This window comes from Streptomyces sp. NPDC048002 (assembly GCF_040653275.1).
Classification (GTDB): domain Bacteria; phylum Actinomycetota; class Actinomycetes; order Streptomycetales; family Streptomycetaceae; genus Streptomyces.
In genome coordinates this window covers 415,789-439,554 of sequence record NZ_JBEZNL010000001.1, presented here as the reverse complement: position 1 = coordinate 439,554, position 23,766 = coordinate 415,789, and the positions used below count along the sequence as shown (strand labels likewise).

Genomic DNA, 23,766 nt, shown 5'->3' with positions numbered 1-23,766 from the left:
CCGGGCGATTTATCATGCGGCCGCTGAGTAAGGACACTTCAGGAGGAACGCCCGTGCTCGAACTCACCATGGCCGCCGTCACCGCGGCGGAGGAGGGTGCCACGGCCGGCATGCTCATGGCCGACGCGCCCAGCGAGCCGGGCGCCGTGCTGCGCGTGGGCCGGGACAAGTCCGTCTGCCGGCTGAGCACCCCCGACGACTGGCTGTTCGTCTCCCGTGTGCACCTGGAGTTCCTGTGCGGCCCGGACGGCACCTGGCAGGTGACCTGGCTGCGCGGTTCGCAGCCCGACCCGTCCTCCGAGGTGCGTCTCACCGTCGGCGGGCACGTCCAGTCCCTCGCCTACGGCGGCACGGCCCCGCTGCCCAGGGGTGGCAGCGGGGAGATCGTCGTCCACGACCGCACCGCGCCGCGCAGCGTCAACGTCGGCTTCTACCACGAGGTCTGACGCCCGGAGCCGGACCCGGGCCCGCACCGGGACCCGGGCCCGCACCGGGACTCGGGCCCGCACCCGGTTCCGGGCCCCGGCCTACGCGAGCACCCGCGCCAGCGCGAAGCCGTCGTAGCCCTTGCTGCCCACCGTCTGGATCGCGGTGGCGCTCAGGCGCGGGTGGCTGCCGAGGAGTTCGATGGCCGCCCGCGTGCCCTGGACGTCCGGGGCGTTCGCGGCGGCGTCGGTCACCCGGCCGCCGCGCACCACGTTGTCCACGATGATCAGGCTGCCCGCGCTGGTGAGCCGGAGCGCCCACTCCACGTAGTGCGGGTTGTTCGCCTTGTCCGCGTCGATGAAGACCAGGTCGAAGGGGGCCGGGTTCTCGTCGGCGAGCTGGGGGAGGGAGTCGAGAGCCGCGCCCACCCGCACCTCGACCACCTTGTCCAGACCCGCGCGGGCGATGTTGCGGGTGGCGACCTCGGCGTGCACGGGGCTGTACTCCAGCGAGATCAGGCGGCCGTCGGCGGGCAGCGCGCGGGCCAGCCAGATGGTGCTGTAGCCGCCGAGGGTGCCGATCTCCAGGATGGTGCGGGCGCCCTGGGTCTGCGCCAGCAGTTGGAGGAGCTTGCCCTGCGGGGCGGTCACCGCGGCCTGCGGGAGGTCCGCCGTCTCGCTGTCGCGCACGGCCGCCCGGAGCGCCTCGTCCTCGGGGGAGAGGTGGGAGGAGAAGTAGTCGTCGACGGCGTCCCAGAGTTGCGACTCGCTCATGTACCTGTGCCTTTCATATGGCTAGTTAGAGCAGCTAAGTAGTGTTGCTAAGGAATATAGTCGCCCACCGGCCACCGTGAGCGGCGTACGAGGAACGCCGACACGGCCGCGACGCCCGCCGCCAGCGCGCCCGCCGCGGTCGGCAGCCAGACCGGAACGCCCGCCACCGTCCGCAGCCGGTCCTCGTGGATGACCTGCCGGAAGGGGTCGTCGGTCGCGGCCCGGCGCAGCAGATGATCGCCCGAGATCCGCTCCGGGTACGGGAACTCCTGGCCGATCGCGGTCAGGTACGGCGCCCCGGCCGCCAGTTCCCCCAGCGGCCCCGACGTGTCGCCCACCCGTCCGGCGTACGTCACCCGGGGTCGCTCCCCGCCGATCCGGGAGGCCGGTTCCATACGGTGCGCGGCGAGGACGTACAGGCCGAGCGACTGCGGGGCCGGGGCCAGCCGGGACAGCCGCATCGGGTAGACCGGCTCGGCCGCGTCGAAGCTCAGGTGGAGGGGGTCCAGGTCGCCGTCGAGCCGGTCGCCGGCGTGCTCGGGGCTCAGCCGCACCGCCACGTACTCCCAGCGGCGCTCCACGTACGGCCGCAGGGTGTCCGGCAGCCGGGGCGGGAGGGCGAAGCCGTTGCGCTCCAGCCAGCCGTCCAGGGCGCCGGGGTCGGTCGCGGTCAGCCGGGCCACCTCGAAGGGGCCGAGCCGCTGCCGCCCCACCACGCCCACCGGCCGCCCGCCCCGCCCGCCCGGCGGTGGCCCGGAACGCTCGTCATGGCCGCTGACCAGCGGCCAGTCGCCGTCCTGCGGCCAGAAGTGGTACCGCTCCCGGCTCACCGGCGCGGTGAGCGCGTGCAGCGCGTCGAAGAGGGCCGGGTCGCCGAGTCGCACGGTCGCCCTGCTGGGCACCGGCATGATCCACGCGGCCCGCTCCGCGTCCCCGGTGACGGTCAGCCGCAGCACGGTCTGCTGCCGCCGTCCGTCCCAGCGGACCAGGGACTCCTCCCGGTCCACCGTCACGCGCTGCCCGGCCGCCGGGATCACCGCCCCGCAGCCGCACGCGTGGGCCGGGGCGAGGATCCCGCCGGCCTGGGCGGCCACCAGGGCCAGCCCCACGACCGCGACCCGCGCCCCCGTCCGCCGCGGCGGCAGCGTCCGGAGTCGCAGCCACCGGAGCGGTATCCCCCGCAGCCGTATCCCCCGGAGCGGTATCCCCCGCAGCCGTATCCCCCGGAGCGGTAACCCCCGGAGTCGCAGGAAACGCAGGAGTCCCACCACCGAAGCCTTCCGCCGACCGCCCCCGTCAGGTCTCAGACGGTACGGGCGGCCGCCCGTACCGGTGGGCGGCGTTCCGCATTGTGATCGAACTCGCGCCCCACGCACGCCCCGCGAAGCGAAGGATCCGGCCCCGGACTATCGTCATTCGGACAAAAGGAGAGAGGACGTCAGGTGAATCGGGGGTTGCCTGCGTCTCTCCCCGGGGTGGTGCAAGCCTCATAGGGTTCGCAAAAGGGATCTTCCCGCGCCTCGCGCGTGGGACGGACGGGGCGGGAGGCCGACCAGGCGTGGCGAATGCGGAGCACAGCGGACGACCGGCGGATGCCTTCGGAGCGACGGCCGTCGGCGCGGCCGGAGCGCGCCTGCGCGCGGCCCGCGTCGGCCTGTGGCTTCTCGCCGCGATCCTCGCCGTACGTCAGGTCGCCGTCGTCCTCGGCACCCCCAGCGGAGAGCGCCTGACCGCTCTGGAGACCTGGGTCGGCCCCGACGGCGTCCTCCACGTCAACGGCTCGCTCTACGACTCCACGCAGTTCACCGGTACCCCTTTCGGGGGACTTGTGCTGAAGCCCCTGACCAGGTCCGCCGAGCAGGCCCTCGGCTGGGGCTGGACCTTCGGCACCCTGCTCCTGGTCGTCGCCCTCGGTCTGGTCGCCGCCCGCGCGCTGCCCCAGCCGGTGAGCCGGCGGACTTCCCTGATCGCCGCGCCCGTCGCGGTCAGCCTGCTCATGCTGTCGCTGCCCGTGCGCAACAGCTTCTGGCTCGGGCAGACCAGCATCATCCCGGTCCTGCTCGTCCTGCTCGGCTGCTTCGCCGTACGCGGGCAGCGGGCGAGCGGGGTGCTCATCGGTGTCGCGGCCGCCCTCCAGCCGACGCTGCTGCTCTTCGCCCCGCTGCTGTGGTGCACCGGGCGCAGACGGGCCGCCACCACCTCCGGGGCCACCTTCGCCGGGGCCACGCTGCTCGCCTGGGCGGCCATGCCGCACGACTCGTACACCTACTGGGTGCACCACATCGGCGGGGCCGGGCTCGGCGGGCCGGCCGACGCGGCGGCCAACCAGTCGCTGCACGGCGCCCTGCTCCGGCTGGGCCTGGAGGGTCCGCTGGAGATCGGCCTGTTCCTGACGCTCGCCGCCGCCGTGGCCGTCCTCGGCCTGCGCCGGGCGGTGCGCTACGCCCGGGACGGCCAGCTGCTCCTCGCCGTCGCCGTCACCGGCTGCGCCGCCATAGTCGCCTCGCCCACCGCCTGGCAGCACCAGCTGCTCTGGGTGCTGCTCACGGTGGTCGGCCGGGTCGGGAAGAAGGAGCGGGACCGTCCGCTGTGGCCCGTCGCCGTGGTGCTGGTGATGTCCCTCCCGGCGAAGATGATGCTGCCGAACATGGCGACGCTGTACCCGCTGCGGGACAACCTCGTCCTGCTGGCCGCGCTGGCCGCCGCCACCTTCGTACCGTTCCTCTCCCGCACCTCGCCCCACTACCGGTCCCCGATCCCGACCCGGTACGCCGACCCCGTCCCCACCCGGTTCAAGTACGTCCCGCTGCTGCCGTTCCTGCGCCGGGCGCTGACCCGCCCGAACCTGCTGCTGGAGCTGCTGCTCATCCGGGTCGGCTACGCCGCCTACGCCAAGGTCCGCCTCGCCGCGACCGGAGGCAGCAACTCGGCCGGGCGCGAGCGGGCGGAGGAGCACGGACAGCAGATCCTCGACCTCGAACGCCTGCTGCACATCGACATCGAGCACACGCTGAACCACGCCGTGGTGAAGGTCGGCTTCCTGCGGGACTTCTTCGACTTCTACTACACGTCGTTCCACTTCGTGGTCCCGCTGACCGTGCTCGGCCTGCTCTACTGGCGCCGCCCCGTCGACTACCGCTGGGCACGCTCCGCCCTCGGCTTCGCCACCCTGTTCGCCCTGGTCGGCTTCTGGCTCTACCCGCTGGCCCCGCCGCGCCTGATGCCCGGACTCGGGATCATCGACACGGTCCACGGCGTCCAGGACTTCTCCCAGCCGGACTACGGCACCCTCACCGCGCTGACCAACCAGTACGCGGCGATGCCCTCGCTGCACTTCGGCTGGTCGCTGTGGTGCGGCCTGGTCATCGCGATCGTGGCGCCGAGGGCCTGGATGAAGGCGCTCGGTCTGCTCCACCCCGCCTTCACGCTCACCTCGATCGTCGTCACCGGCAACCACTGGGTGCTGGACGCCCTCGGCGGCGCCGTCGTCGTCGGCGCCGGCTTCGGGCTGACCTACCTGCTCCAGGGCCCGCGGGCCCGCCTGACGCGGGAGGCGGCGGTCAGCGGCGCGCGGGAGCCGGTGAAGGACCGCGCGCCGAGCTGATTCCGGCCTCTCAGCCCAGGCTGACCCGGAGGTGCTTCACGCCGTTGATCCACGCCGAGCGCAGCCGGTCCGGGTCCCCGGCCAGCCGCAGTCCGGGCATCGCGTCCGCGACGGCGTTGAAGATGAGGTCGATCTCCAGCACGGCCAGCGACTTGCCGAGGCAGTAGTGCGGGCCCCCGCCGCCGAAGCCGAGATGGGGGTTGGGGTCGCGCAGCACGTCGAAGACCTCGGGGGCGTCGAAGACCTCCGGGTCGTGGTTGGCGGCCGCGTAGAAGACCCCGACCCGGTCGCCCTTGCGGATCAGCTTGCCGCCCAGCTCGGTGTCCTGGGTGGCGGTGCGCTGGAAGGAGTTGACCGGGGTCGCCCAGCGCACGATCTCCTCGGCGGCCGTCGCGGGCCGCTCCCGCTTGAACAGCTCCCACTGCTCGGGGTGGGTGAGGAAGGCGTGCATGCCGTGGGTGATGGCGTTGCGGGTGGTCTCGTTGCCCGCGACCGCCAGCATCAGCACGAAGAAGCCGAACTCGTCGGAGCCCAGGCTGCCTTCGTCCTCCGCCGCGACCAGCGTGGTGACGATGTCCTTCGCCGGGCACTCCTTGCGGTCGGCCGCCATGTTCATCGCGTAGGCGATCAGCTCGGTGGCCGACTCCGCGCCGACCTCCTCGGTGATCGCGTACTCCGGATCGTCGTACGAGATCATCTTGTTGGACCAGTCGAAGATCTTGGCCCGGTCGTCCTGCGGGATGCCGATCAGCTCGGCGATGGCCTGGAGGGGCAGTTCGCAGGCGACCTCGGTGACGAAGTCGAAGGGACCGGAGCGGGCGCGCGCCTCGGTGACGATGGCCTCGGCCCGGTCGCGCAGCCGCTGCTCCAACGCCCTGATCGCGCGCGGGGTGAAGACCCGCTGCACGATCTGGCGGACCCGGGTGTGCTCGGGCGGGTCCATGTTGAGCAGGATCAGCCGCTGGGCGTCGATCGCGTCGCGCGGGATGTGCTCGTTGAAGCGGATGATCGCGGTGTTGACCCAGGAGGAGAAGAGTTCCGGGTGCGTGGAGACGTACTTGACGTCCGCGTGCCGGGTGACCGCCCAGTACCCGTCGTCCTGGAAACCGGCCACCCCGCTCGGCTGCGGGATCCAGCGCACCGGCTCGGCCCGGCGCAGCGCGGCGTACTCCGGGAAGGGGACGCGGTGTCGGAGGAGGTCGGGGTCGGTGAAGTCGAACCCGTCGGGAAGCGCTGGACAGGGCATGGCGGCTCCAGCCATCGGCCGTCTCGGGCCGTCTCGGACAACGATCTGACGGACCATCAGGTATCGCGCAAAGTAACGGCGGGCTCCGAAGACTGCAAGACCCTTGCGGTGATGGGCGTCACATCCGCAGACTGCACACAGAACTAGAACACGTACTAGTTGTCACGTCTGCTGGTTCCGGACGAGAGGACCGTCCCCCATGGCCGCCGAACCCGTGATCGTCGAAGCCGTCCGCACCCCCATCGGCAAGCGCGGCGGCGCGCTGGCCCACCTGCACCCCGCCTACCTGCTGGGCGAGACCTACCGTGAACTCCTCGGCCGCACCGGCATCCCCGCCGACTGCGTCGAGCAGATCGTCGGCGGCACGGTGACCCACGCCGGCGAGCAGTCCATGAACCCCGCGCGCACGGCCTGGCTCACCATGGGCCTGCCCTACGAGACGGCGGCGACGACCGTCGACTGCCAGTGCGGCTCCTCGCAGCAGGCCTCGCACATGACCGCCAACATGATCGCCGCCGGGGTCATCGACGTCGGCATCTCCTGCGGCGTCGAGGCGATGTCCCGCGTGCCCCTGGGCTCGGGGTCCAAGCACGGGCCGGGCAAGCCGTTCCCGGACGAGGCCAACGTCGACCTCCCCAACCAGTTCGAGGCGGCCGAGCGGATCGCCCGCCTTCGGGGGCTGACGCGCGAGAACGTCGACGCCCTCGGACTCCGCTCGCAGGAACGGGCCGCCGTCGCCTGGGCGGAGGAGCGGTTCAAGCGGGAGACGTTCGCCGTCCAGGTCCCCACCACCGAGGACGAGCAGCGCGCGGGCCAGGGCATGTGGCGGCTGGTCGACCGGGACGAGGGCCTGCGCGACACCTCCATGGAGGCCCTGGCCGGCCTCAAGGCCGTCATGCCGAAGGCCATCCACACGGCAGGCAACTCCTCCCAGATCAGCGACGGCGCGGCGGCGATCCTGTGGGCCTCCAAGCGGATGGCGCGGGCGCTGAAGCTGCGTCCCCGCGCGCGCATCGTCGCGCAGGCCCTGGTCGGCTCCGACCCGCACTTCCACCTCGACGGACCCATCGACGCGACGAAGGCGGTCCTCGGCAAGGCGGGCATGTCCCTCAAGGACATCGACCTCGTCGAGATCAACGAGGCTTTCGCGTCGGTGGTGTTGAGCTGGGCCCAGGTCTTCGAACAGGACCTGGACAAGGTCAACGTCAACGGCGGTGGAATCGCACTCGGGCACCCGGTCGGGGCGACCGGGGCACGGCTGATCACCACGGCCCTTCATGAACTGGAGCGCGCCGACAAGGAGTTCGCGCTGGTGACGATGTGCGCGGGGGGTGGCTTGGCCACCGGCACGATCATTCAGCGGTTGTAGCGGCCCAGGTGGTGAAGGCGGAGAAGGCGGCGGGGTCGAGAGTGAGGACCGGTCCCGCCGGGGTTTTGGAGTCGCGGACGGCGACGGTGCTTGAACTCTCGGCGATTTCTACGCAGTTGCCGCCCTGGTCGCTGCTGTAGCTGGACTTACGCCACTTGTTCTCCATAGCTGTCCTCCATCACGCGCCGGATCAGCGCCGCCGATTCTTTGAGGGACAGCGCAGCGGCTTGCAGATGATCGTAACGGAGCGAGCAGTTCTTGACCGTGTCCGGGTTGGCCGTGGGGTGCGCGCTGCCGTAGCCCTCCGTATAGACGATGGTGGGGTCACCCGTGAAGCGGTAGATGTCGAATGAGCCCGTCAGTCCTGCGTGTGCTCCCGTCGCATAGGGAAGCACTTGGATGTTGATCCTGGGGCTCTCCTCGAAGGACAACAGATGGGCGAGCTGGCTCCGCATGGCCTGCCGTCCGCCGATCTGTTGGTGCAGTGCGGCCTCGCTGAGGATCGCCCAGAAGGTGGGCGGCTCCTCCTTCTCGAAGATGCTCCGCCGAGCGAGTCGTACTGCGACGCGGTCGTCGAGATTGGTCGTGTCCAGCGCGCCGAGCACCGCACGGGCGTACGCCTTCGTCTGGAGGAGGCCGTGCACCATATGGGTCTCGAACGAACAGATCTCCGCAGCCCTCGACTGGAGCTCCGCGACCTGCTGAAACCAGGCCGGAAGTTGACTGCGCATCACCAGTGCGACCAGCCGGGACAGTAACCCGCCCGTCTGGAGGGCCGCGTCCGCGCGCTGGCTGAACTCCGGGGTGGGGAGTTTGCGGGCCGTCTCGATCTGGCCGACGAGGGAGCCGGTGTAGTTGACGATGTCGCCCAACTGGCGCTGAGTGAGACCGGCGGCCTCGCGGTACCGGCGCAGCTCGAACCCGTAGTAGTCGAGCGGCGAGGCTCCCGGATCCAGCACGTTGATGTTCGTCACGAACTGCCTCCACACCTGGGCATGTTGTGTTCGACCGGTAGCCCAGCGTAGTCGCGGGAGGTCAGCCTCGTATCGTGAACGAATACATTCCCTCCGGGTACGCGATGCACCTCACGGTCGGTGAGCACTCGGCGCGGCACATCCGCCGGATCGCGCACTCGCTGCTGGCCGACTGGGAGTTGCCGGAGCTGTACGACGCCGTGGCGCTGGGCGTGACCGAGCTGGTCGCGAATGTCGTATGCCATGTCCCGGACCGGCGCTGTCGGCTGCTGTTGATGCGGCAGGAGACGGGGGTGCGGGTGGAGGTGGCGGACGGGTGCGCCGAACTGCCCTGCGTGGAGGCCGGGTCGGGGTGGGGCGCGGAGGACGGGCGGGGGCTGGTGCTGCTCAGCGCGGTGGTGGACAAGTGGGGGGTGGACCGGCGGGGCGGGAGTGGGAAGACGGTGTGGTTCGAATGCGGCGATCCGAATGGCCGGAAGTCCGACTTTCCCTGATTTGGGTCCGTGGTGAACGCGGGGCGATTGACGCGTGATCATCAGGTAAATATGATCTGCTGGTCCAGTGTCAACTCTGTTGCCTGGCGGATTAGTTGAGGCGCAGTCCAGAATTCAAGGAGTATCCCTTTCATGTTCAAAAAATAGCTGTCACTGCTGGCATGACTTCCGCATTTCTTCTCGCCCTGGCCCCCAATGCTTCTGCGAACTGGCAGAGCTTCATTTCCAATGCGGCCACTGGCTTCGAGTCGAGTCGTTGGGAAGACGAGCAATACAGCGAGGTTCGGTTCAAGGACTGTAATCAGTACTATGCGACCGGGGGATGGGTGAAGGTCGCGCTCTGGGAGGACAACTTTGCCTCGCCCGACACCAATCACGGCACTAAGGAATTCACCAACTGCTTCAATGGCACGAATTCCGTCAGTGCGGGCGAATGGACGGGTCTTCCCCTCGATGGCTACTACTTCCGCCTGCAGGACACCGATGGCGGTCTTCTGGATGTAAGAGTTGTCGCGATTGATACGACCAAGGCGGATTAGGGCGGATCTGTTAACGCGTCAAGCAGAGGGGGATCCATGGATCGGCGCCCCCCTCTGTCACTCCTCCCCCAGAGAGAAGCTTGTGCGTACAGGGACACTTCTGTTCGGCAGCAATGCGAAATGGTCGGCACCGTTCGCTGTGGTGCTGTCGCTTCTTTACTATTACGGAGGCGGTGTTGCCCGAGAGGGATTCGGGTATTCTCCGGCCTTGGTGTCTTCTGCCCTCGGCACTATGTATGCAATCGCGTACGCTGTCGCTTCTGCGCTCGCGGTGTGGGAAAGCGCCCGCCTGAGAAAGGCGGGGATTTGGGAAGCAGCTCCGGTTCGCTCTCGCTACCACGTGGCTTGGAACGGAATGGTCCCTGCTCTGGTGTCCGCGTGGATCTTGCTGCTTCTTCCGGTCGTGCTCGCACTGGGAAGCGCGGCCGCGCTTCCCACCCCGGCCAGTTTGGGGCCCTTGGTGATGGCGATGCTTCTTTGCCTCGCCCACGCGGTGATCGGGTTCGGAGTCGGCCTTGTCGCGCCGCCCGTTGTCGCGGCCCCGTTGATGGCCGTACTGGTCTGGGTGCTCGTCGCCTTTTCTTGGTCGGCTGACGCTTTCTGGATTCGGCACGTTTCGGGTCAGTACCCGACGACGCTGATGTTCGGCGAGTCCGCTACCTACGGGTCCTTGCTGCCGCATCTGTTGTTCACCGGAGGACTGGCGGTCGGAGCCGCGTTGTTGTGGCTGCCGATGCGATCGAGGTGGATCCGCGGGGGACTTGCTGCCGTGGTGGCCTTCAGTTGTCCGGTAGTCGCGGTTCGGGCCGTGCAAGGCTGGGAAGCGAATCCGCCTCTGCTGGCCGGTCAGGCGCCCATGGACTGTGTCGGAACGGCGCCGAAGGTGTGCGTGCCGCAGGCTGCTTCGGTCCGCGCCTCCGCCGTCCGCAAGGACGCGGTATCCGTCCTTGCAGACCTTCACTCCGCAGGATTCACGAAAACGCCGGACGTGATTGTCGACCGCCTGGGCGAGGGCCGGTACGCCTTGCCGTCGACGGCGACCATATGGCGGGTTGGCCTCACCAGTGGAGCACAACGGGATGAATTGCGCTATCAGATCGCCAGAGCCGCAGTTCAGTTCCCTTGTCTTAGCGTCGATCCCACCTACGGCAACGCGGTGATGCTCTGGGCGGCTACCGTGACGGGTGAAGCGGACACCTACAACGATCATATGAAGGGCCGGAAGTTCGTCGAAGAGGATGAAGTCCGCAGAACGGTGGACCGAGTTCTGACCACTGATCCTCGGGAACAGGGGAAGTGGTACCGCCAGAGTCTGATCGCCGGATGTCAGGCAGGATCATGATCTGGTGGGTCAAGGCGCGACGCGCTCACAGCGTCCTGCCGATCGTATTCACGCTCTTCGTGCTGCTCCTGCTGCTCCTGCAGGGCGATTCGGTTGTTCTCCCCTCCCTCACCGGTGGTGCCACGCACGTGGTCCTGGCTCTCTTCATTCCGGTTCCTTTGGTTTCCGGGCTGGCGATGTGCCTCGACTCGCGCCTGTACTCCGCCGAGGACACAGCGGTACGCGCGGTGCGGCACATCGATGGCGGTCTGGTGCTGGTTGTCAGTGCACTTGCCATGGCCGTGAGCGCAGTGGTCGGAGTGGCGCTCGGAGATGCGGTGACCGTGGCGGTGGGTAGGAACGCTCTGTTTCTGACCGGACTGATGCTGGTCGGCCGGGCACTGTTCGGCAGGGCCGGCATTCTGTTGCCCACGGCTTGGCTTCTCACAGTCTGTCTGTGTGGTTTCCGGCCCGGCAACGACGCATATCTCTGGACCGTCCTACCGGAACCTCTCGGCGCGCCGCATGCCGCCCTCGGAGCGGTACTGATGTTCGCCTGCGGAGTCACCGTTCAGATCCGATACGCGAGGAACTCGTCATGACGCTTGAACTCATCTCCTGCACGTACGGCTACGGACCCAAACGCCGCAAGAGGTATGTGCTCGACCACTTCAACTACCAACTGCCGAGCGGACTTACGATCCTGCTGGGCCCCAACGGTGCCGGAAAGTCAACGATGCTGAAAGTTGCCGCATCTGTGGTGAAGCCGGACAGCGGCACAGTTGTCTGCGGCAGCATTCCGAGTACTTCGAAGCAGTTCCGCCGGACCGTCGCACGGATGCCTCAGGACATCGTCCCTCTGCCCGGCCTCACCGCACGCGAATACGTGGCGTACGTCGGCTGGTTGAAAGGCATGAGCCGCAGTGATGCTTGGAAGACGGCACGCCGCGTGCTGGCCAGGGTGGAGCTGACGGAGCAGAGCGATGTCAGGACGACCGCGCTCTCGGGCGGACAGCTGCGGCGAGTCGGTGTAGCGGCCGCGCTCGTGCACGGTGCCCGAGTGCTCTTGCTGGATGAACCAACGGCGGGTATGGACCCGAGGCAACGTCGGGTGTTCCGGGACCTCCTTCGTGACCTCAGTGGCGAGGTGAGCGTGCTCATGTCCACGCATGATGTGGCCGATCTGGCCGAAGATGCCGATCAGGTAACGGTTTTGGCCGATGGCAGGGTGCTCCACTCGGGAACCACGAGCGCATTCCTGGCCTTTGCTCCTGACGGCACAGCCGCGGGTCGGACGGCCGAGGGCGCGTACACGGAACTGATCTCGCGACACGAGTAGGCACTGGGCAGGTCAAGCCGATTCGGATCGTGTCTTCCTGCCGGCTGGAAGGCAGGTCATTTGCTTCAACGCCGACTCGTTCGAAGCCTGATCCGGCGTGACGGAGCCCGACTGCTCGGGCCCCGCCGTGCAGGCGCTCCAGGTCGACGAGGATCACCTCTCGGTGAGTGCTTCGAGGAAGAAGCTCTTGCCCTGCCTGCGGCGTCCGGACACGACCCCCAGGCGTGGCCCCGGCTCCTCGTCGGAGACGAACGCGGTCAGCTCGCTCCACTCCCAGTCACGGTCGAAGACGTGGGGTGGCTTGGGGAGGTTCCGGTGACGGCGTCGCGGCATGGCGGCCTCTTATGTAGGGACGTAGTTCTAAGAAGTACATCCCTACAAACGACACCGCACCCGTGTGGGCACGGGTGCGGTTCTCTGTGTGGTCGGCTGCGGCTCAGTACCAGCCGTTGGCCTGCCAGAAGTTCCAGGCGCCGCAGGCGCTGCCGTAGCGGTCCTTCATGTAGTCGACGCCCCACTCGATCTGGGTCGCGGCGTTGGTCTTCCAGTCGGAGCCGGCGGAGGCCATCTTCGAGCCGGGCAGGGCCTGGACGAGGCCGTAGGCGCCGGACGAGGCGTTGGTGGCGTTCACGTCCCAGCCGCTCTCGTGCTCGACGATCTTGGAGAAGCACTGGTACTGCGCCGAGTTGCCGATCATCTTCTTCGCGGTGGCCTGGGCGGAGGAGGCGCCGGTCGTGGCGGCCTGCGCGGGCGCCGCGGCGATGATCGAACCGGTGGCGACAGCGGCCACAGCGGCACCGGCGAGAGCCTTCTTCGGGGAGGCGACGCGTCGAATGACGGAAACGGCGGACAAGGCGGTGACCTTTCGTCGGGGACGTTGCGGCCGCCGCACATCCGGACCACTCGGGGCGTGGGGGACATGCGTCGGCGCCGAGGCCCGTGGGCTTGTCGGCGCCGTGCGACGTCATCCAGAGAAGCAGGCCGGGAAGAGGTCCGCAATGACCGCTTTTGCTAGTTGTGGTCGTATGTGGGGTGACCGGGGTCCGTGTGACTCGGCTCTCAAGGTGCAGGTCAGGGGGTGTTATGGCGTGGACATGGCGTCCGAATTGTCCGACTAGGTCGGATCGTAGGTGATGTGGGTCATGTGGGGTGCTTCACCAAAGGTCTGACAGTCGGTCCGCGGGGGCTCACGCAGTGCGGTCGTCGAAGGTGACCGGGGCCTCGAACGCGGCTCTGCGGGTGGCTCGGCGCAGGGCCTTGAGGATGGCCGGGCCGAGGGTGAGCGTGAGGGCCACGGTGACCAGGGCCCGGCCCAGGTCCCAGCCGAGCGAGGTGGCCAGGCAGTACGCGACGAACCGGGCCAGGTTCTCCGGCAGGCCCGCGTCCGGGTCGTAGGCGATGTTGGAGGACAGCTCGCCCAGGAAGGGCCAGCCGGCGAGGTTCGTCATCGTGCCGTAGACGAACGCGGCGAGGAATCCGTACGCGGCGATCATCAGCAGCTCCGCCCGGCCCCGGAGCCGGTCCGGGCCGGGGAGCAGCCCCGCGCCCATCGTGAACCAGCCCATCGACAGCATCTGGAACGGCATCCACGGCCCCACCCCGCCCGTGAGCAGCGCGGAGGCGAACATGCTGAGCGCCCCGAGGACGAAGCCGAAGCCCGGTCCGAGGACCCGGCCGCTCAGCAGCATCAGGAAGAACATCGGCTCGATCCCCGCCGTGCCCGCGCCGAGCGGCCTGAGCGCCGCGCCGGTCGCCGCCAGCACGCCGAGCATCGCCACCGCCTTCGGACCGAGCCCGGACTCCGAGATCGTCGCCGCGACGACGGCGACCAGGAGGACCAGGAGCGCCGCGAAGAGCCAGGGCGCGTCCTGGGCGTGGGCGCTCGCCTGGGACTCCGGTGCCGCGATGAGCGGACGGCAGATCACGGCCAGGCCGATCGCGCTCACCAGGGTCAGGGCGGCCAGGGAGCGCGGGCCCAGCCGGATCGGGCGCGCCTGGCGCGTCGGGGGCGTGGCCGGGGGCGGGGTGGGGGTGGGCGTCGGGGTCATGCCAGGGCCCGTTCGATCTGGGCCACGGTCAGCCAGTGCTGCGGGGCGAGGATCTTCGTCACCTGCGGGGCGAAGGACGGCGACGACACGACCACGTCCGCGGTCGGGCCGTCGGCGATGATCTCGCCCTCGGCCATCAGCAGCACCCGGTGCGCCAGCTCCGCGGCCAGCTCCACGTCATGGGTGGCCAGGACGATCGCGTGGCCCTCGGCGGCCAGTCCGCGCAACACGGTGACCAGCCGGGCCTTCGCCGCGTAGTCCAGGCCCCGGGTCGGCTCGTCCAGCAGGAGTAGGGGCGGGCGGGCGGTCAGTACGACGGCCAGGGCGAGCGCCAGGCGCTGGCCCTCCGAGAGGTCCCGGGGGTGGGTGTCGTCGGCCACGCCGGGGAGCAGCTCGCCGACCAGGGCACGGCAGGTGCCGGGGTCGGCCTGCGCGTCGGCGTCGGCGGCCGCGCACTCGGCGGCGACGGTGTCGGCGTAGAGGAGGTCCAGCGGTTCCTGTGGGACGAGGCCCACGTGGCGGACCAGTTCGGGGGGCGGGGTGCGGTGGGGAGTGACGCCGCCGACCCGGACCGTGCCCCTGGTGGGGGCGAGCAGGCCCACGAGGGAGGAGAGGAGCGTGGACTTTCCGGCGCCGTTGCGGCCCATGAGCGCGATCGTCTCGCCGGGACCGACGGTCACGTCCACCTTGCGCAGGGCGCGGACCCCGCCACGGGTGACGGCGAGCCCGCTCACCTCGGCGGGGAGACGTACGGGCGCCTCGGGGCCGGCGGCCCCCTTCGACACCGGCGCGCGCCGGAACCAGCGACGGGGGGTGGGGGGAGCGGAGGGTGCGGGACGTCGGGGGGGTGTGGGGGCGGAGGGTGCGGGAGGCCGGGGGGTTGTGGGGGCGGAGGGTGCGGGAGGCCGGGGGGTACTGGTGTCGTCGGACCTCGCGGCCGAGTCTGCGGCGGCTTGGTGGGCCGCGCCTGCGTCGGGCTCCCCGGCCGTGTCGGTGACGGGTTCCCCGGTTGTGTCGGTGACGGGTTGCCCGGTTGTGTCGGGGGAGGGCTTCCGGGTCGTGTCGGCGACTGGTTCTCCGGCCGTGTCGGCGGCGGGTTGCCGGGCCGTGTCGGCGGCGGGTTCTCCGGTTGTGTCGGGGGAGGGCTTCGCGGCCGTGCGGGCGACCGGTTTCCCGGCCGGGCCGGTGACGGGATTCCCGGCCGGGCCGGTGAGGGGCTTCCCGGCCGTGTCGGTCGTGGGCTCGCCGAGTCGTTCCCGTAGGGGTGCCGCGCGGCGGCGGGCGTCTCGTACGGTCAGGGGGAGCGGGGTCCAGCCCGCCAGGCGGCCCAGGTCCACCACGGGCGGGGTCACCGGGGAGACCGCCATGACCTCGGCCGGGGCGCCCAGCACCGGGGCCTCGCCGGGACCGGGCAGCAGGACGACGCGGTCGGCGTACTGGATCACCCGCTCCAGCCGGTGCTCGGCCATCAGGACCGTCGTGCCGAGGTCGTGCACCAGCCGCTGGAGGACCGCGAGGACCTCCTCGGCGGCCGCCGGGTCCAGCGCCGAGGTCGGTTCGTCCAGCACCAGCACCCGAGGGTGCGGGGTGAGCACCGAGCCGATGGCCACCCGCTGCTGCTGGCCGCCGGAGAGGGTGGCGATCGGCCGGTCCCGCAGACCGGCGAGACCCAGCAGGTCGAGGGTCTCCTCCACCCGGCGCCGCATCACCTCCGGCGCCAGTCCCAACGACTCCATGCCGTAGGCGAGTTCGTCCTCGACCGTGTCCGTCACGAAGTGGGACAGCGGATCCTGCCCCACCGTGCCGACCACGTCGGCGAGTTCGCGGGGCTTGTGGGTGCGGGTGTCCCGGCCCGCCACCGTGACCCGGCCGCGCAGGGTGCCGCCCGTGAAGTGCGGGACCAGCCCGCTGACGGCACCGAGGACCGTGGACTTGCCCACGCCGGACGGGCCGACCAGCAGGACGAGTTCGCCCTCCGGGACCTCGAAGTCGACGTCCCGGACGGTGGGTTCGGTACGGCCGTCGTACGTCACGGAGACGTTCTCGAAGCGGATCACGACGACGGCTCCCTCGGGGCGGCGGCGGACGGAGTGGGGGGCGTGGGGGGCGTGGGGGCTACGAAGGCCGGCAGCAGGCCGAGCAGGATCGCGGCCGCGGGCCACAACGGCAGGGTGGGGGCGGTCAGCGGGAGCACACCCGGCTCCAGGGCGCCCGGATCGGCCGAGGCGGCCACGAACATCAGCGCGGCGACCGCCACGCCGGAGCCCGTGACCAGCCAGGCCCGCACGTCCCACGGGTCCGGGCGGTACCGGGTGCGGGCCGCCCGGCGCCCGCCCAGGCGCAGGCCCACCAGGGCGGCGGCCAGCCCGGCCAGCAGCAGCGGCAGCCCGTACGCCCCGCCCTCGGCCGTGAGGACGCCGTAGGTGCCGGCGCACACGCCGAGAAGGCCGCCGAGGGTGAACGCGGTCGTGGTGCGGCGCACCCGCGCCGGTACGTCGGCGGTACGGCCGTACCCGCGGGCGTCCATCGCGGCGGCGAGGGCGACGGAGCGTTCCAGAGCGCCTTCGAGGACCGGCAGGCCGACCTGGAGCAGGCCCCGGATGCCGTTGTCCGGGCGGCCCCGCAGGCGCCGGGCGGCGCGCAGACGCTGGACGTCGGCGATGAGACTCGGGGCGAAGGTGAGCGCGACGACGACGGCCACGCCCATCTCGTACAGCGCCCCCGGCAGGCACTTGAGCAGGCGGGACGGGTTGACCAGGGCGTTCGCCGCGCCGACGCAGATGAGCAGGGTGGCGAGCCGTACGCCGTCGTACAGGGCGACGAGCAGGCCCTCCGCGTGCACCCGGCCACCCAGCCGGATGCCCTGCGCCCAGTCGGGGAGCGGGACCTCGGGGAGCGTGAACAGGGTGTGGGTGCCGGGGATGGGCGAGCCCAGGAACACCGCGAAGACCAGCCGGATCAGGATGACGGCGAGGGCGAGCTTGACGAAGGCGCCGTAGGAGCGGGACCAGGGGGTGCTGCGGCGGCAGGTCACGACGACGTACGCGGACGTCGCCACGAGCAGCGCCAGCAGGAGGGGGTTGGTGGTGCGGGTGGCCGCGGCGCCGAGTCCCAGGGCCCACAACCACCAGGCGCCGGGGTGCAGTTGCGCGGGCGGGCGGGTTGCGGGGAGGGCGGGGGCGTCGCCCGTAGCGCCGCCGCCGCTGCCCTTGTCTCCGCCGGCGCGGACCGTACGCGTGGCGCGGTCCGTACGAACATCGCGGTCCGTACGAGTGCCGCGGTCCGCGCGGCCCGTAAGAGCGCCGCGGTCCGCCGGGTTACGCATGCCTGCGTCGGCGTGCCTGCCAGACCGCCGCCGCTCCCAGGGCCGCCACTCCCGCGACGCCCGCCCACAGGCCGAGGGACGGACCGTTGCCCTTGCCCTTGCCCTCGCCGGCCGGGGTCTTCGCGATCTGTTCCCCGCAGCCCCTGGCCGGGTAGCCGTCGATCGCGCAGAGCAGCGCGCTCGTGTCGTACCGCAGGGGCTTCGCCACCCGCGCCAGCGCCTCGGCCGTGGTCGCGTCCTCACCGACCCGCGCGCACACCGTCCGCGGCCGCGGCGGGGTCTCGCCCGACGGGGAGTCCGCCTTCGTGCCGAAGTCGATGACCAGGGCCACCCGTTTCTCGCCCGCCCGCGCCGGGGTGCGCGCGCAGATCACGTCGAAGTCCGCCGCGCCACGCGGCTGGGCGGCCTGCGCGGAGTCCTCGCTGAGCGTGAACCGGAAGCCCTGGACGTCGCCGTCCGAGGGGACCGCCACGGACGGCCCCTGGGTGGCGTAGATCCACGAGGAGCCGTCGTGGTCCCAGAAGGACCAGTAGCGGTAGGTGGCGGCCTGCGCCGGTGCGGCCGTCCACACCAGGAGCACGGCCGCCAGCAGTGCGCAGGCCCGGCGGATCACTGCCGCTGCCCCTTGTTGCGTCCGCTGATGAGGAAGCCGACGCCGATACCGGCGACCGCGCCGACGCCGATGATCCACCAGACGCTGACGCCGCCGTCCTCGTCCTTCTCCTCGTCCTTCTTCTCCTCGGACGCGTCCGAGGAGCCGGTCTGCGTCCGCGGCTCCGGGCCCGTCGCGTTCAGCTGGCTCACCAGGTTCGCGCCACCGAAGTCACGCGGGTCCGCGCCGGCCGCCTCCGCCGCCAGGATCAGCTGGGCGTACGCGGCGGGGCCGCTCTGCTTCGCCCAGTCCGCGGAGTTCTCCTCCAGCCAGGCCAGCGGCTTCCGCGCGGCCTCCGGGCCGCCCGTCACCGCGAGCGCGACGACCGCGTCGGCGGTGTTGCCGTAGTCGGGCTGGTCCTCGGCACCGGGCAGCGCCGACACCAGGTGACCGTCCTTCGCCATCTCCCCGGCCAGGTAGGACGCGCCGTTCGCGGCGGACTGCCCGGGGTCGGAGGCCTTGGCGGTGGCGCAGGCGAGCTCCGTGTCGTCGGCGGCCTTCGCCGACACCATGCTCATGCCCTTCATGCCGACCACGGCCGCCGCCGTCGCGTCCGCGTTGGCGGCGAGCTTGCCCTTCTTGTCCGGCTGGTAGGCGAAGGCACCGCCGTCCGCGCAGGACAGGGCCAGCTCGCGCAGGGCGTCGTAGGGCGACTTGCCGTCCTTCACGGCGGTCCCGGGGTCCTGGCCCACGGCGTTCAGGGCGCCGATGACGACCGAGGTCGAGTTGGCGTCGCTGGCGCCGCCGGGCGTGTAGCCCCAGCCGCCGTCCTTGTTCTGCACGCTCTTCAGCCAGGTGACCGCCTTGACGGCGTCGTCCATGCGGTCGCCGTCCCCGGCCAGGGACAGGGCCTGCGCCGCGGCGGCGGTGCTGTTGGTGTCGACCATCACCTTGGCGTCGCAGTCCTGGGCGGGCTCGGCGCGGAACGCGGCGAACGCCCCGTTCGCGCACTGCTGCCCGAGCAGCCAGTCGACGGCCTTCTCGGCGGGCTCGACGTCCGACCGGTACTGCGCGACCAGGGCGAGCGACTGGCGCCAGACACCGTCGTAGGTCGGGTCGCTGGTGCCGTACAGGCCGGACGGTATCGCCACGGACGGCGACGGCGACGGCGACGGGGACGCGGCCAGGGCGGGCGTGGCCAGGCCGATCACGGCGGTGGCGGCCAGGGCCGCGGCGCTGCGGCGGACGTTCATGATCGGCGGGTGCCTCTCCCTGAAGGGAGCCGGGCAGCGCGGGACGACCCCGGGCGGCTCGGCTCCGTAGACCTCGACGGTGCCCGTGCGCCGACGGACCGCCGGCGCACGCGAGCCGTTCACATGCCGTACGGGGCGGTCCGGCTCACAGCCTCGCGACTGCTCACGGTTGCGGGTCAGCGCCGGATTTGCACCGGCTTCTCCCTGTACGGGTGTAGTGACGACGCGGCCACTCTACCGGCCCGTAGGGAAGCGCCTGGGAGGAGGCTGTGCCGGGCCGGTGCGCGCGACACTCGTCGCGCTCCTCTCCGACCCCTCGGACGTCACGGAGGCGGGACTGGCCGAGGCCCGGCGCCGACGCGCCGCCAACCCCACCATGACGGTGGCCGAGATCGAAGCGCTCGGCGAGGCGGAGCGGTTGGTGCGTGCTTTCACGGACCGGGGAGCCCCGGAAGGGGACTGAGCCGGATCGGACGGCCACCTGCGTCGAGTCGGCTCAGACGGCCACGTACGTCACCGGATCACTGCCCGTGACCGCCTCCGCTCGGCCCAGCTTCACCAGGCGGCGCAGGTGCGACTCGGCCTCCGACACCGCGATGTTCCGTGATCCGTAGGGGATCCGCTCCCAGGGCCGGTTCCACTCCATGCGCTCCGCCAGCCGCCAGGGAGTGAGGGGTTCGGAGAGCAGGGCGAGCAGACCGGTGAGGCGCTCCTCGTGGTGCGCGAGCAACTCCCTTACGCGCGCGGGCGCGTCGGTGAAGGCGTGCTGGTGGGCCGGTAGCACCTCGGCGGGGGCCAGTCGGCCCACCCGTTCCAGGGAGTCGAGGTAGTCGCCGAGGGGATCGGTGACGGTGGTGTCGTCCGGGTCCTCGTACAGGCCGATGTGGGGCGTGATGCGGGGGAGGAGGTGGTCGCCCGAGAACAGGCGCCCGCGGCCCGGAAGTTGGGCCGGGTGCTCCTCCTCCAGGTGCAGGCAGACGTGGCCGGGGGTGTGGCCCGGGGTCCAGATCGCGCGCAGTCGGCGGCCCGGCAGGTCGAGCAGTTCGCCGGGGACGATCTCGCGGTCCGGGAGGGCGGGGGAGAGGCCGGGCAGGGTGCTGCGGCGGGCGCCGCGCAGGGGTGCCACGTGCTTCTCGGGGGCGCCGGCGGCGGTGAGCTTGGCCGTCATGTACGTGAACCAGCGCTCGGGTTCGGCCGACCGGGTGCGGCGCACGATCGCGGTGTCCGCGGCGTGCATCGCGATCCAGGCGCCGGACGCCTCGCGGACCTTGCCGCACAGGCCGTGGTGGTCGGGGTGGTGGTGGGTGACGACCACGCCGTGGATCTCCTCGACCGCGGTGCCGCAGGCCGCCAGCCCCTCGGTGAGGGCGTCCCAGGAGGCGGGGTCGTCCCAGCCGGTGTCGATCAGCACCGGGCCCCGGTCGGTGTCCATCACGTACACCAGCGTGTGCCCGAGGGGGTTGTCCGGGATCGGAACCTGGACGGACCGTACGCCCCCGCCGTGCTCGTGCGTGTTCGTCATCTGCCCTCCGCCTCGCGGCCATTGCCCACTATAACTAGAACTGGTATCAGTTCTGAAGCATCGTCAGAAATCAAGCACCGTCAGAAATCAAGCACCGTCAGAAATCAAGCACCGTCAGAAATCAAGCAACGCAACGGATCCGACCCACACAACCCGCTTCGGCTCCGCAGGAGGCGTCGGCCATGACCGAGCTCGTGGAACACGGACAGCTGTTCATCGGCGGGGAGTTGACCGACCCCCTCGGCAAGGACGTCATCGAGGTGATCTCGCCGCACACCGAGGAGGTCTTCGGGCGCGTGCCGCACGCCTCCACCGCCGACGTCGACCGGGCCGTCGCCGTGGCCCGGCGGGCCTTCGACGAAGGGCCCTGGCCGCGCGCGACCCTGGACGAGCGGATCGAGGTCGTCACCCGGATCAAGGACGCCATCGCGATCCGGCACGAGGAGATCGCCCGCGTGATCTCCTCCGAGAACGGCTCCCCGTACTCCTGGAGCGTCCTCGCGCAGGCCCTCGGCGCGATGATGGTCTGGGACTCGGCGATCACCGTCGCCCGGAACTTCACCTACGAGGAGCAGCGCGACGGCGTCCTCGGCCGGATCCTCGTCCGGCGCGAGCCCGTCGGGGTCGTCGCGGCCGTCGTGCCGTGGAACGTCCCGCAGTTCGTCGCCGCCGCCAAGCTCGCGCCCGCGCTGCTCACCGGCTGCACGGTCGTGCTCAAGCCGTCGCCCGAGTCGCCGCTGGACGCCTATCTCCTCGGGGAGATCGCCGCCGAGGCCGGGCTGCCGGAAGGTGTGCTGTCGATCCTGCCCGCCGACCGCGAGGTCAGTGAGTACCTCGTCGGGCACCCGGGCGTCGACAAGGTCTCCTTCACCGGCTCGGTCGCCGCCGGCAAGCGGGTCATGGAGGTCGCCGCGCGCAACCTGAGCCGGGTCACGCTGGAGCTGGGCGGGAAGTCGGCGGCGGTCGTCCTGCCGGACGCGGACGTCGAATCGACGGTGGCCGGGATCGTCCCCGCGGCCTGGATGAACAACGGCCAGGCGTGCGTGGCCCAGACCCGCGTGCTGCTCCCGCGCTCGCGCTACGACGAGTTCGCCGAGGCCCTCGCCGCCGCCGCGAACGCCCTCGTCGTCGGCGACCCGCTGGACCCGGCGACCCAGGTCGGCCCGCTGGTCGCCCGGCGCCAGCAGCAGCGCAACCTCGACTACATCCGCATCGGCCAGGAGGAGGGCGCCAAGATCCTCACCGGTGGCGGGCGGCCACCCGGGCTGGACCGCGGCTGGTACGTCGAGCCGACCCTCTTCGGCGACGTCGACAACTCCATGCGGATCGCCCGGGAGGAGATCTTCGGCCCGGTGATCTGCCTGCTGCCCTACGGCGACGAGGCCGAGGCGGTGCGGATCGCCAACGACTCCGACTACGGGCTGAGCGGCAGCGTCTGGACCGCCGACGTGGAGCGCGGCATCGACGTCGCCCGCCGGGTCCGTACCGGCACGTACTCGGTGAACACCTTCAGCCTGGACATGCTCGGCCCGTTCGGCGGCTACAAGAACTCCGGTCTGGGGCGGGAGTTCGGGCCCGAGGGGTTCGGCGAGTACCTGGAGCACAAGATGATCCACCTGCCCGCCGGCTGGGAGGCGTAGCGGATGGGGGACCGCTGGCACGTGGAGGTCGACCGGTCCGTCTGCATCGGCTCGGCCCAGTGCGTCCACCGGGCGCCCGACGGCTTCCGGCTCGACACCGCCCGCCAGTCGCACCCCGTGGAGCCCGACCTGGACGCGGGCGAGGGCCTGCTGGCGGCGGCGGAGAACTGCCCGGTGGAGGCCATCGCGATCACCCTGGCGGGTACCGGGGAGCCGGTCTTCCCGCCGGAGGAGTGAGCGAGCCCGCCCCGCGGCCCCGGCCGCGCGGACACGCCGGTGTCCGCGGTCGGGCGGTCGCATTCGTGCGGGCCGCCAGGCGGTCCTACTCGCGCCGGCCGTCGGGCATCCGTGCCCGCGCCTGCCCTCGGGTGTCCGTGCTCGCGTGGGCCGTTGGGCGTCCGTGTCCGGGTCTGCCCGCGGGTGTCTGCGGTCGCGTGGGCCGTCGGGTGTCCGTGTGCGGGTCTGCCCGCGGGTGTCTGCGGTCGCGTGGGCCGTCGGGTGTCCGTGTCCGGGTCTGCCCGCGGGTGTCTGCGGTCGCGTGGGCCGTCGGGCGTCCGTGCCCGCGCCTGCCCTCGGGTGTCCGTGCTCGCGTGGGCCGTCTCGGGCGTTCGTGCCCTCGGCGGTCCTCAGCCGTCCGTCGGCGTCGGCGTCGGTGCCGTCAGGTCGATCAGGCGGCACACCGTTTCGATGTCGATCTTCACCTGGGCGATCGAGGCCCGGCCCGACAGCCAGGTGATCAGCGCGGAGTGCCAGGTGTGCTCGATGACCCGGACCGCCGAGAGCTGTTCGGGCGTCGGGTCCGCCTGGCCCATCGCGTCCAGGATGATCACGGTCGTCTGCCGGGACACCTGGTCCACCTCGGGCGAGACGCTGCGGTCGGCGAAGGTCAGGGCGCGGACCATGGCGTCCGCGAGATGCGGCTCGCGCTGCAGGGCGCGGAAGGCGCGCATCAGCGTCTCCGCGACCCGTTCCGCGGCCGTGTCACCCGCGGGCGGCCGTTTCCGCAGCGTGCCGTGCATGTGTTCCAGCTGGTCCTGCATGGTCGCGACCAGCAGATGGATCTTGGACGGGAAGTAGCGGTAGAGCGTGCCGAGCGCCACCTGGGACGACTCCGCGACCTCGCGCATCTGGACCGCGTCGAAGCCGCCCCGGCTGGCCAGCTGCGCGCTCGCGTGCAGGATGCGGCGGCGACGGGCCTCCTGTCGCTCGGTCAGGGGCGGCGAGGCGGTCCGCGCGATGCTCGCTTCCACCGTGTCCCCCTTTTTCACCCTGGCTTGCGCAGGCATGGATCCCGTCCGTGG

General features: G+C 71.0%; 25 protein-coding genes and 1 riboswitch. Of the genes, 11 read left to right on the top strand and 14 right to left on the bottom strand.

Going from position 1 to position 23,766, the window contains the following annotated elements; genetic code table 11:
• The first annotated feature begins 53 nt into the window (after window positions 1–53).
• Window positions 54–446, top strand: a complete 393-nt coding sequence (locus AB0E07_RS01935; protein WP_362245330.1) for a hypothetical protein — start codon at window positions 54–56, stop codon at window positions 444–446.
• Between the two features lie 81 nt (window positions 447–527).
• On the opposite strand, the gene AB0E07_RS01930 is transcribed toward AB0E07_RS01935, so the two are convergent.
• On the bottom strand, window positions 528–1,199 hold the full coding sequence (locus tag AB0E07_RS01930) for an O-methyltransferase (protein ID WP_362245328.1): 672 nt from the start codon (window positions 1,197–1,199) through the stop codon (window positions 528–530).
• Window positions 1,200–1,246: 47 nt separating this feature from the next.
• Window positions 1,247–2,308 (bottom strand): DUF2330 domain-containing protein, encoded by a 1,062-nt coding sequence (locus AB0E07_RS01925; RefSeq protein ID WP_362245326.1) that lies wholly within the window; start codon window positions 2,306–2,308, stop codon window positions 1,247–1,249.
• Between the two features lie 449 nt (window positions 2,309–2,757).
• Between AB0E07_RS01925 and AB0E07_RS01920 the strand changes: the two genes are divergently transcribed.
• Window positions 2,758–4,803 carry a bifunctional glycosyltransferase 87/phosphatase PAP2 family protein gene (locus AB0E07_RS01920; RefSeq protein WP_362245324.1) on the top strand — a complete coding sequence of 682 codons (2,046 nt, stop codon included), beginning with the start codon at window positions 2,758–2,760 and terminating at the stop codon, window positions 4,801–4,803.
• Between the two features lie 10 nt (window positions 4,804–4,813).
• Here AB0E07_RS01920 and AB0E07_RS01915 read toward each other — a convergent pair whose 3' ends face one another.
• Window positions 4,814–6,049, bottom strand: coding sequence for a cytochrome P450 (locus AB0E07_RS01915; RefSeq protein ID WP_362245322.1), 1,236 nt, complete (start codon window positions 6,047–6,049; stop codon window positions 4,814–4,816).
• A 199-nt stretch (window positions 6,050–6,248) separates the two neighbouring features.
• Here AB0E07_RS01915 and AB0E07_RS01910 point away from each other — a divergent pair, with 199 nt between their 5' ends.
• Complete coding sequence (locus tag AB0E07_RS01910) at window positions 6,249–7,418, top strand: steroid 3-ketoacyl-CoA thiolase (protein WP_362245320.1); 1,170 nt, start codon at window positions 6,249–6,251, stop codon at window positions 7,416–7,418.
• On the opposite strand, the gene AB0E07_RS01905 is transcribed toward AB0E07_RS01910, so the two are convergent.
• On the bottom strand, window positions 7,402–7,584 hold the full coding sequence (locus AB0E07_RS01905) for a DUF397 domain-containing protein (RefSeq protein WP_362245318.1): 183 nt from the start codon (window positions 7,582–7,584) through the stop codon (window positions 7,402–7,404). The genes AB0E07_RS01910 and AB0E07_RS01905 overlap by 17 nt on opposite strands.
• The gene (locus tag AB0E07_RS01900) at window positions 7,565–8,392 is read right to left on the bottom strand and encodes a helix-turn-helix transcriptional regulator (RefSeq protein WP_362245316.1); all 828 of its coding nucleotides are present in this window, start codon (window positions 8,390–8,392) and stop codon (window positions 7,565–7,567) included. The genes AB0E07_RS01905 and AB0E07_RS01900 overlap by 20 nt, the downstream gene beginning before the upstream one ends.
• 74 nt (window positions 8,393–8,466) lie before the next feature.
• On the opposite strand from AB0E07_RS01900, the gene AB0E07_RS01895 reads away from it, so the two are divergent.
• The 5 genes from AB0E07_RS01895 to AB0E07_RS01875 all read left to right on the top strand — a co-directional run bounded on the left by AB0E07_RS01895 (window position 8,467) and on the right by AB0E07_RS01875 (window position 12,085).
• Window positions 8,467–8,886: an ATP-binding protein gene (locus tag AB0E07_RS01895; RefSeq protein WP_362245314.1), complete on the top strand. Its 420-nt coding sequence runs from the start codon at window positions 8,467–8,469 to the stop codon at window positions 8,884–8,886.
• Between the two features lie 161 nt (window positions 8,887–9,047).
• Window positions 9,048–9,425, top strand: coding sequence for a hypothetical protein (locus tag AB0E07_RS01890; protein ID WP_362245312.1), 378 nt, complete (start codon window positions 9,048–9,050; stop codon window positions 9,423–9,425).
• Window positions 9,426–9,795: 370 nt separating this feature from the next.
• Entirely contained in the window at window positions 9,796–10,767 is a 972-nt protein-coding gene (locus tag AB0E07_RS01885; protein WP_362245310.1) for a hypothetical protein, read from the top strand.
• The gene (locus tag AB0E07_RS01880) at window positions 10,749–11,348 is read left to right on the top strand and encodes a hypothetical protein (protein WP_362245308.1); all 600 of its coding nucleotides are present in this window, start codon (window positions 10,749–10,751) and stop codon (window positions 11,346–11,348) included. The genes AB0E07_RS01885 and AB0E07_RS01880 overlap by 19 nt, the downstream gene beginning before the upstream one ends.
• Window positions 11,345–12,085, top strand: coding sequence for an ATP-binding cassette domain-containing protein (locus AB0E07_RS01875; protein ID WP_362245306.1), 741 nt, complete (start codon window positions 11,345–11,347; stop codon window positions 12,083–12,085). The genes AB0E07_RS01880 and AB0E07_RS01875 overlap by 4 nt, the downstream gene beginning before the upstream one ends.
• A 153-nt stretch (window positions 12,086–12,238) precedes the next feature.
• Here the strand turns inward: AB0E07_RS01875 and AB0E07_RS01870 are convergent, their stop codons facing one another.
• The 7 genes from AB0E07_RS01870 to AB0E07_RS01840 all read right to left on the bottom strand — a co-directional run bounded on the left by AB0E07_RS01870 (window position 12,239) and on the right by AB0E07_RS01840 (window position 19,303).
• Window positions 12,239–12,418, bottom strand: a complete 180-nt coding sequence (locus tag AB0E07_RS01870; protein ID WP_362245304.1) for a hypothetical protein — start codon at window positions 12,416–12,418, stop codon at window positions 12,239–12,241.
• 103 nt (window positions 12,419–12,521) lie between these two features.
• Complete coding sequence (locus AB0E07_RS01865) at window positions 12,522–12,938, bottom strand: transglycosylase SLT domain-containing protein (RefSeq protein WP_362245302.1); 417 nt, start codon at window positions 12,936–12,938, stop codon at window positions 12,522–12,524.
• 334 nt (window positions 12,939–13,272) lie between these two features.
• Window positions 13,273–14,133 (bottom strand): ECF transporter S component, encoded by an 861-nt coding sequence (locus AB0E07_RS01860; RefSeq protein ID WP_362245300.1) that lies wholly within the window; start codon window positions 14,131–14,133, stop codon window positions 13,273–13,275.
• On the bottom strand, window positions 14,130–16,190 hold the full coding sequence (locus AB0E07_RS01855; protein ID WP_362245298.1) for an ATP-binding cassette domain-containing protein: 2,061 nt from the start codon (window positions 16,188–16,190) through the stop codon (window positions 14,130–14,132). Before AB0E07_RS01855 ends, AB0E07_RS01860 begins: the two co-directional genes overlap by 4 nt.
• Window positions 16,187–17,458, bottom strand: a complete 1,272-nt coding sequence (locus tag AB0E07_RS01850) for an energy-coupling factor transporter transmembrane component T (RefSeq protein WP_362245296.1) — start codon at window positions 17,456–17,458, stop codon at window positions 16,187–16,189. The genes AB0E07_RS01855 and AB0E07_RS01850 overlap by 4 nt, the downstream gene beginning before the upstream one ends.
• A complete protein-coding gene (locus tag AB0E07_RS01845; protein WP_362245294.1) occupies window positions 17,451–18,071 on the bottom strand; it encodes an SCO2322 family protein in 621 nt (206 codons plus the stop codon). Before AB0E07_RS01845 ends, AB0E07_RS01850 begins: the two co-directional genes overlap by 8 nt.
• Window positions 18,068–19,303, bottom strand: a complete 1,236-nt coding sequence (locus AB0E07_RS01840) for a prenyltransferase/squalene oxidase repeat-containing protein (RefSeq protein ID WP_362245292.1) — start codon at window positions 19,301–19,303, stop codon at window positions 18,068–18,070. Before AB0E07_RS01840 ends, AB0E07_RS01845 begins: the two co-directional genes overlap by 4 nt.
• A 116-nt stretch (window positions 19,304–19,419) precedes the next feature.
• Window positions 19,420–19,564: riboswitch (cobalamin riboswitch) on the bottom strand.
• Between the two features lie 19 nt (window positions 19,565–19,583).
• Between AB0E07_RS01840 and AB0E07_RS01835 the strand changes: the two genes are divergently transcribed.
• Window positions 19,584–19,766, top strand: a complete 183-nt coding sequence (locus AB0E07_RS01835; RefSeq protein WP_362245290.1) for a hypothetical protein — start codon at window positions 19,584–19,586, stop codon at window positions 19,764–19,766.
• A gap of 33 nt (window positions 19,767–19,799) precedes the next feature.
• Here AB0E07_RS01835 and AB0E07_RS01830 read toward each other — a convergent pair whose 3' ends face one another.
• Window positions 19,800–20,825: an MBL fold metallo-hydrolase gene (locus AB0E07_RS01830; protein WP_362245288.1), complete on the bottom strand. Its 1,026-nt coding sequence runs from the start codon at window positions 20,823–20,825 to the stop codon at window positions 19,800–19,802.
• Window positions 20,826–21,007: 182 nt separating this feature from the next.
• Between AB0E07_RS01830 and AB0E07_RS01825 the strand changes: the two genes are divergently transcribed.
• Window positions 21,008–22,465 (top strand): aldehyde dehydrogenase, encoded by a 1,458-nt coding sequence (locus AB0E07_RS01825; protein ID WP_362245286.1) that lies wholly within the window; start codon window positions 21,008–21,010, stop codon window positions 22,463–22,465.
• Window positions 22,466–22,468: 3 nt separating this feature from the next.
• Window positions 22,469–22,702 carry a ferredoxin gene (locus AB0E07_RS01820; RefSeq protein WP_362245284.1) on the top strand — a complete coding sequence of 78 codons (234 nt, stop codon included), beginning with the start codon at window positions 22,469–22,471 and terminating at the stop codon, window positions 22,700–22,702.
• Window positions 22,703–23,091: 389 nt separating this feature from the next.
• Here AB0E07_RS01820 and AB0E07_RS01815 read toward each other — a convergent pair whose 3' ends face one another.
• On the bottom strand, window positions 23,092–23,751 hold the full coding sequence (locus AB0E07_RS01815) for a TetR family transcriptional regulator (protein WP_362245282.1): 660 nt from the start codon (window positions 23,749–23,751) through the stop codon (window positions 23,092–23,094).
• Window positions 23,752–23,766 lie beyond the last annotated feature (15 nt).

What these genes read in the sequence shown, in the direction of transcription:
- AB0E07_RS01930 (WP_362245328.1), bottom strand. Translation starts at nt 1,199, where the DNA reads ATGAGCGAGTCGCAACTCTGGGACGCCGTCGACGACTACTTCTCCTCC.
- AB0E07_RS01915 (WP_362245322.1), bottom strand. Translation starts at nt 6,049, where the DNA reads ATGCCCTGTCCAGCGCTTCCCGACGGGTTCGACTTCACCGACCCCGAC.
- AB0E07_RS01910 (WP_362245320.1), top strand. Translation starts at nt 6,249, where the DNA reads ATGGCCGCCGAACCCGTGATCGTCGAAGCCGTCCGCACCCCCATCGGC.
- AB0E07_RS01905 (WP_362245318.1), bottom strand. Translation starts at nt 7,584, where the DNA reads ATGGAGAACAAGTGGCGTAAGTCCAGCTACAGCAGCGACCAGGGCGGC.
- AB0E07_RS01890 (WP_362245312.1), top strand. Translation starts at nt 9,048, where the DNA reads ATGACTTCCGCATTTCTTCTCGCCCTGGCCCCCAATGCTTCTGCGAAC.
- AB0E07_RS01880 (WP_362245308.1), top strand. Translation starts at nt 10,749, where the DNA reads ATGTCAGGCAGGATCATGATCTGGTGGGTCAAGGCGCGACGCGCTCAC.
- AB0E07_RS01875 (WP_362245306.1), top strand. Translation starts at nt 11,345, where the DNA reads ATGACGCTTGAACTCATCTCCTGCACGTACGGCTACGGACCCAAACGC.
- AB0E07_RS01870 (WP_362245304.1), bottom strand. Translation starts at nt 12,418, where the DNA reads ATGCCGCGACGCCGTCACCGGAACCTCCCCAAGCCACCCCACGTCTTC.
- AB0E07_RS01860 (WP_362245300.1), bottom strand. Translation starts at nt 14,133, where the DNA reads ATGACCCCGACGCCCACCCCCACCCCGCCCCCGGCCACGCCCCCGACG.
- AB0E07_RS01850 (WP_362245296.1), bottom strand. Translation starts at nt 17,458, where the DNA reads ATGCGTAACCCGGCGGACCGCGGCGCTCTTACGGGCCGCGCGGACCGC.
- AB0E07_RS01840 (WP_362245292.1), bottom strand. Translation starts at nt 19,303, where the DNA reads ATGAACGTCCGCCGCAGCGCCGCGGCCCTGGCCGCCACCGCCGTGATC.
- AB0E07_RS01830 (WP_362245288.1), bottom strand. Translation starts at nt 20,825, where the DNA reads ATGACGAACACGCACGAGCACGGCGGGGGCGTACGGTCCGTCCAGGTT.
- AB0E07_RS01825 (WP_362245286.1), top strand. Translation starts at nt 21,008, where the DNA reads ATGACCGAGCTCGTGGAACACGGACAGCTGTTCATCGGCGGGGAGTTG.
- AB0E07_RS01820 (WP_362245284.1), top strand. Translation starts at nt 22,469, where the DNA reads ATGGGGGACCGCTGGCACGTGGAGGTCGACCGGTCCGTCTGCATCGGC.
- AB0E07_RS01815 (WP_362245282.1), bottom strand. Translation starts at nt 23,751, where the DNA reads ATGCCTGCGCAAGCCAGGGTGAAAAAGGGGGACACGGTGGAAGCGAGC.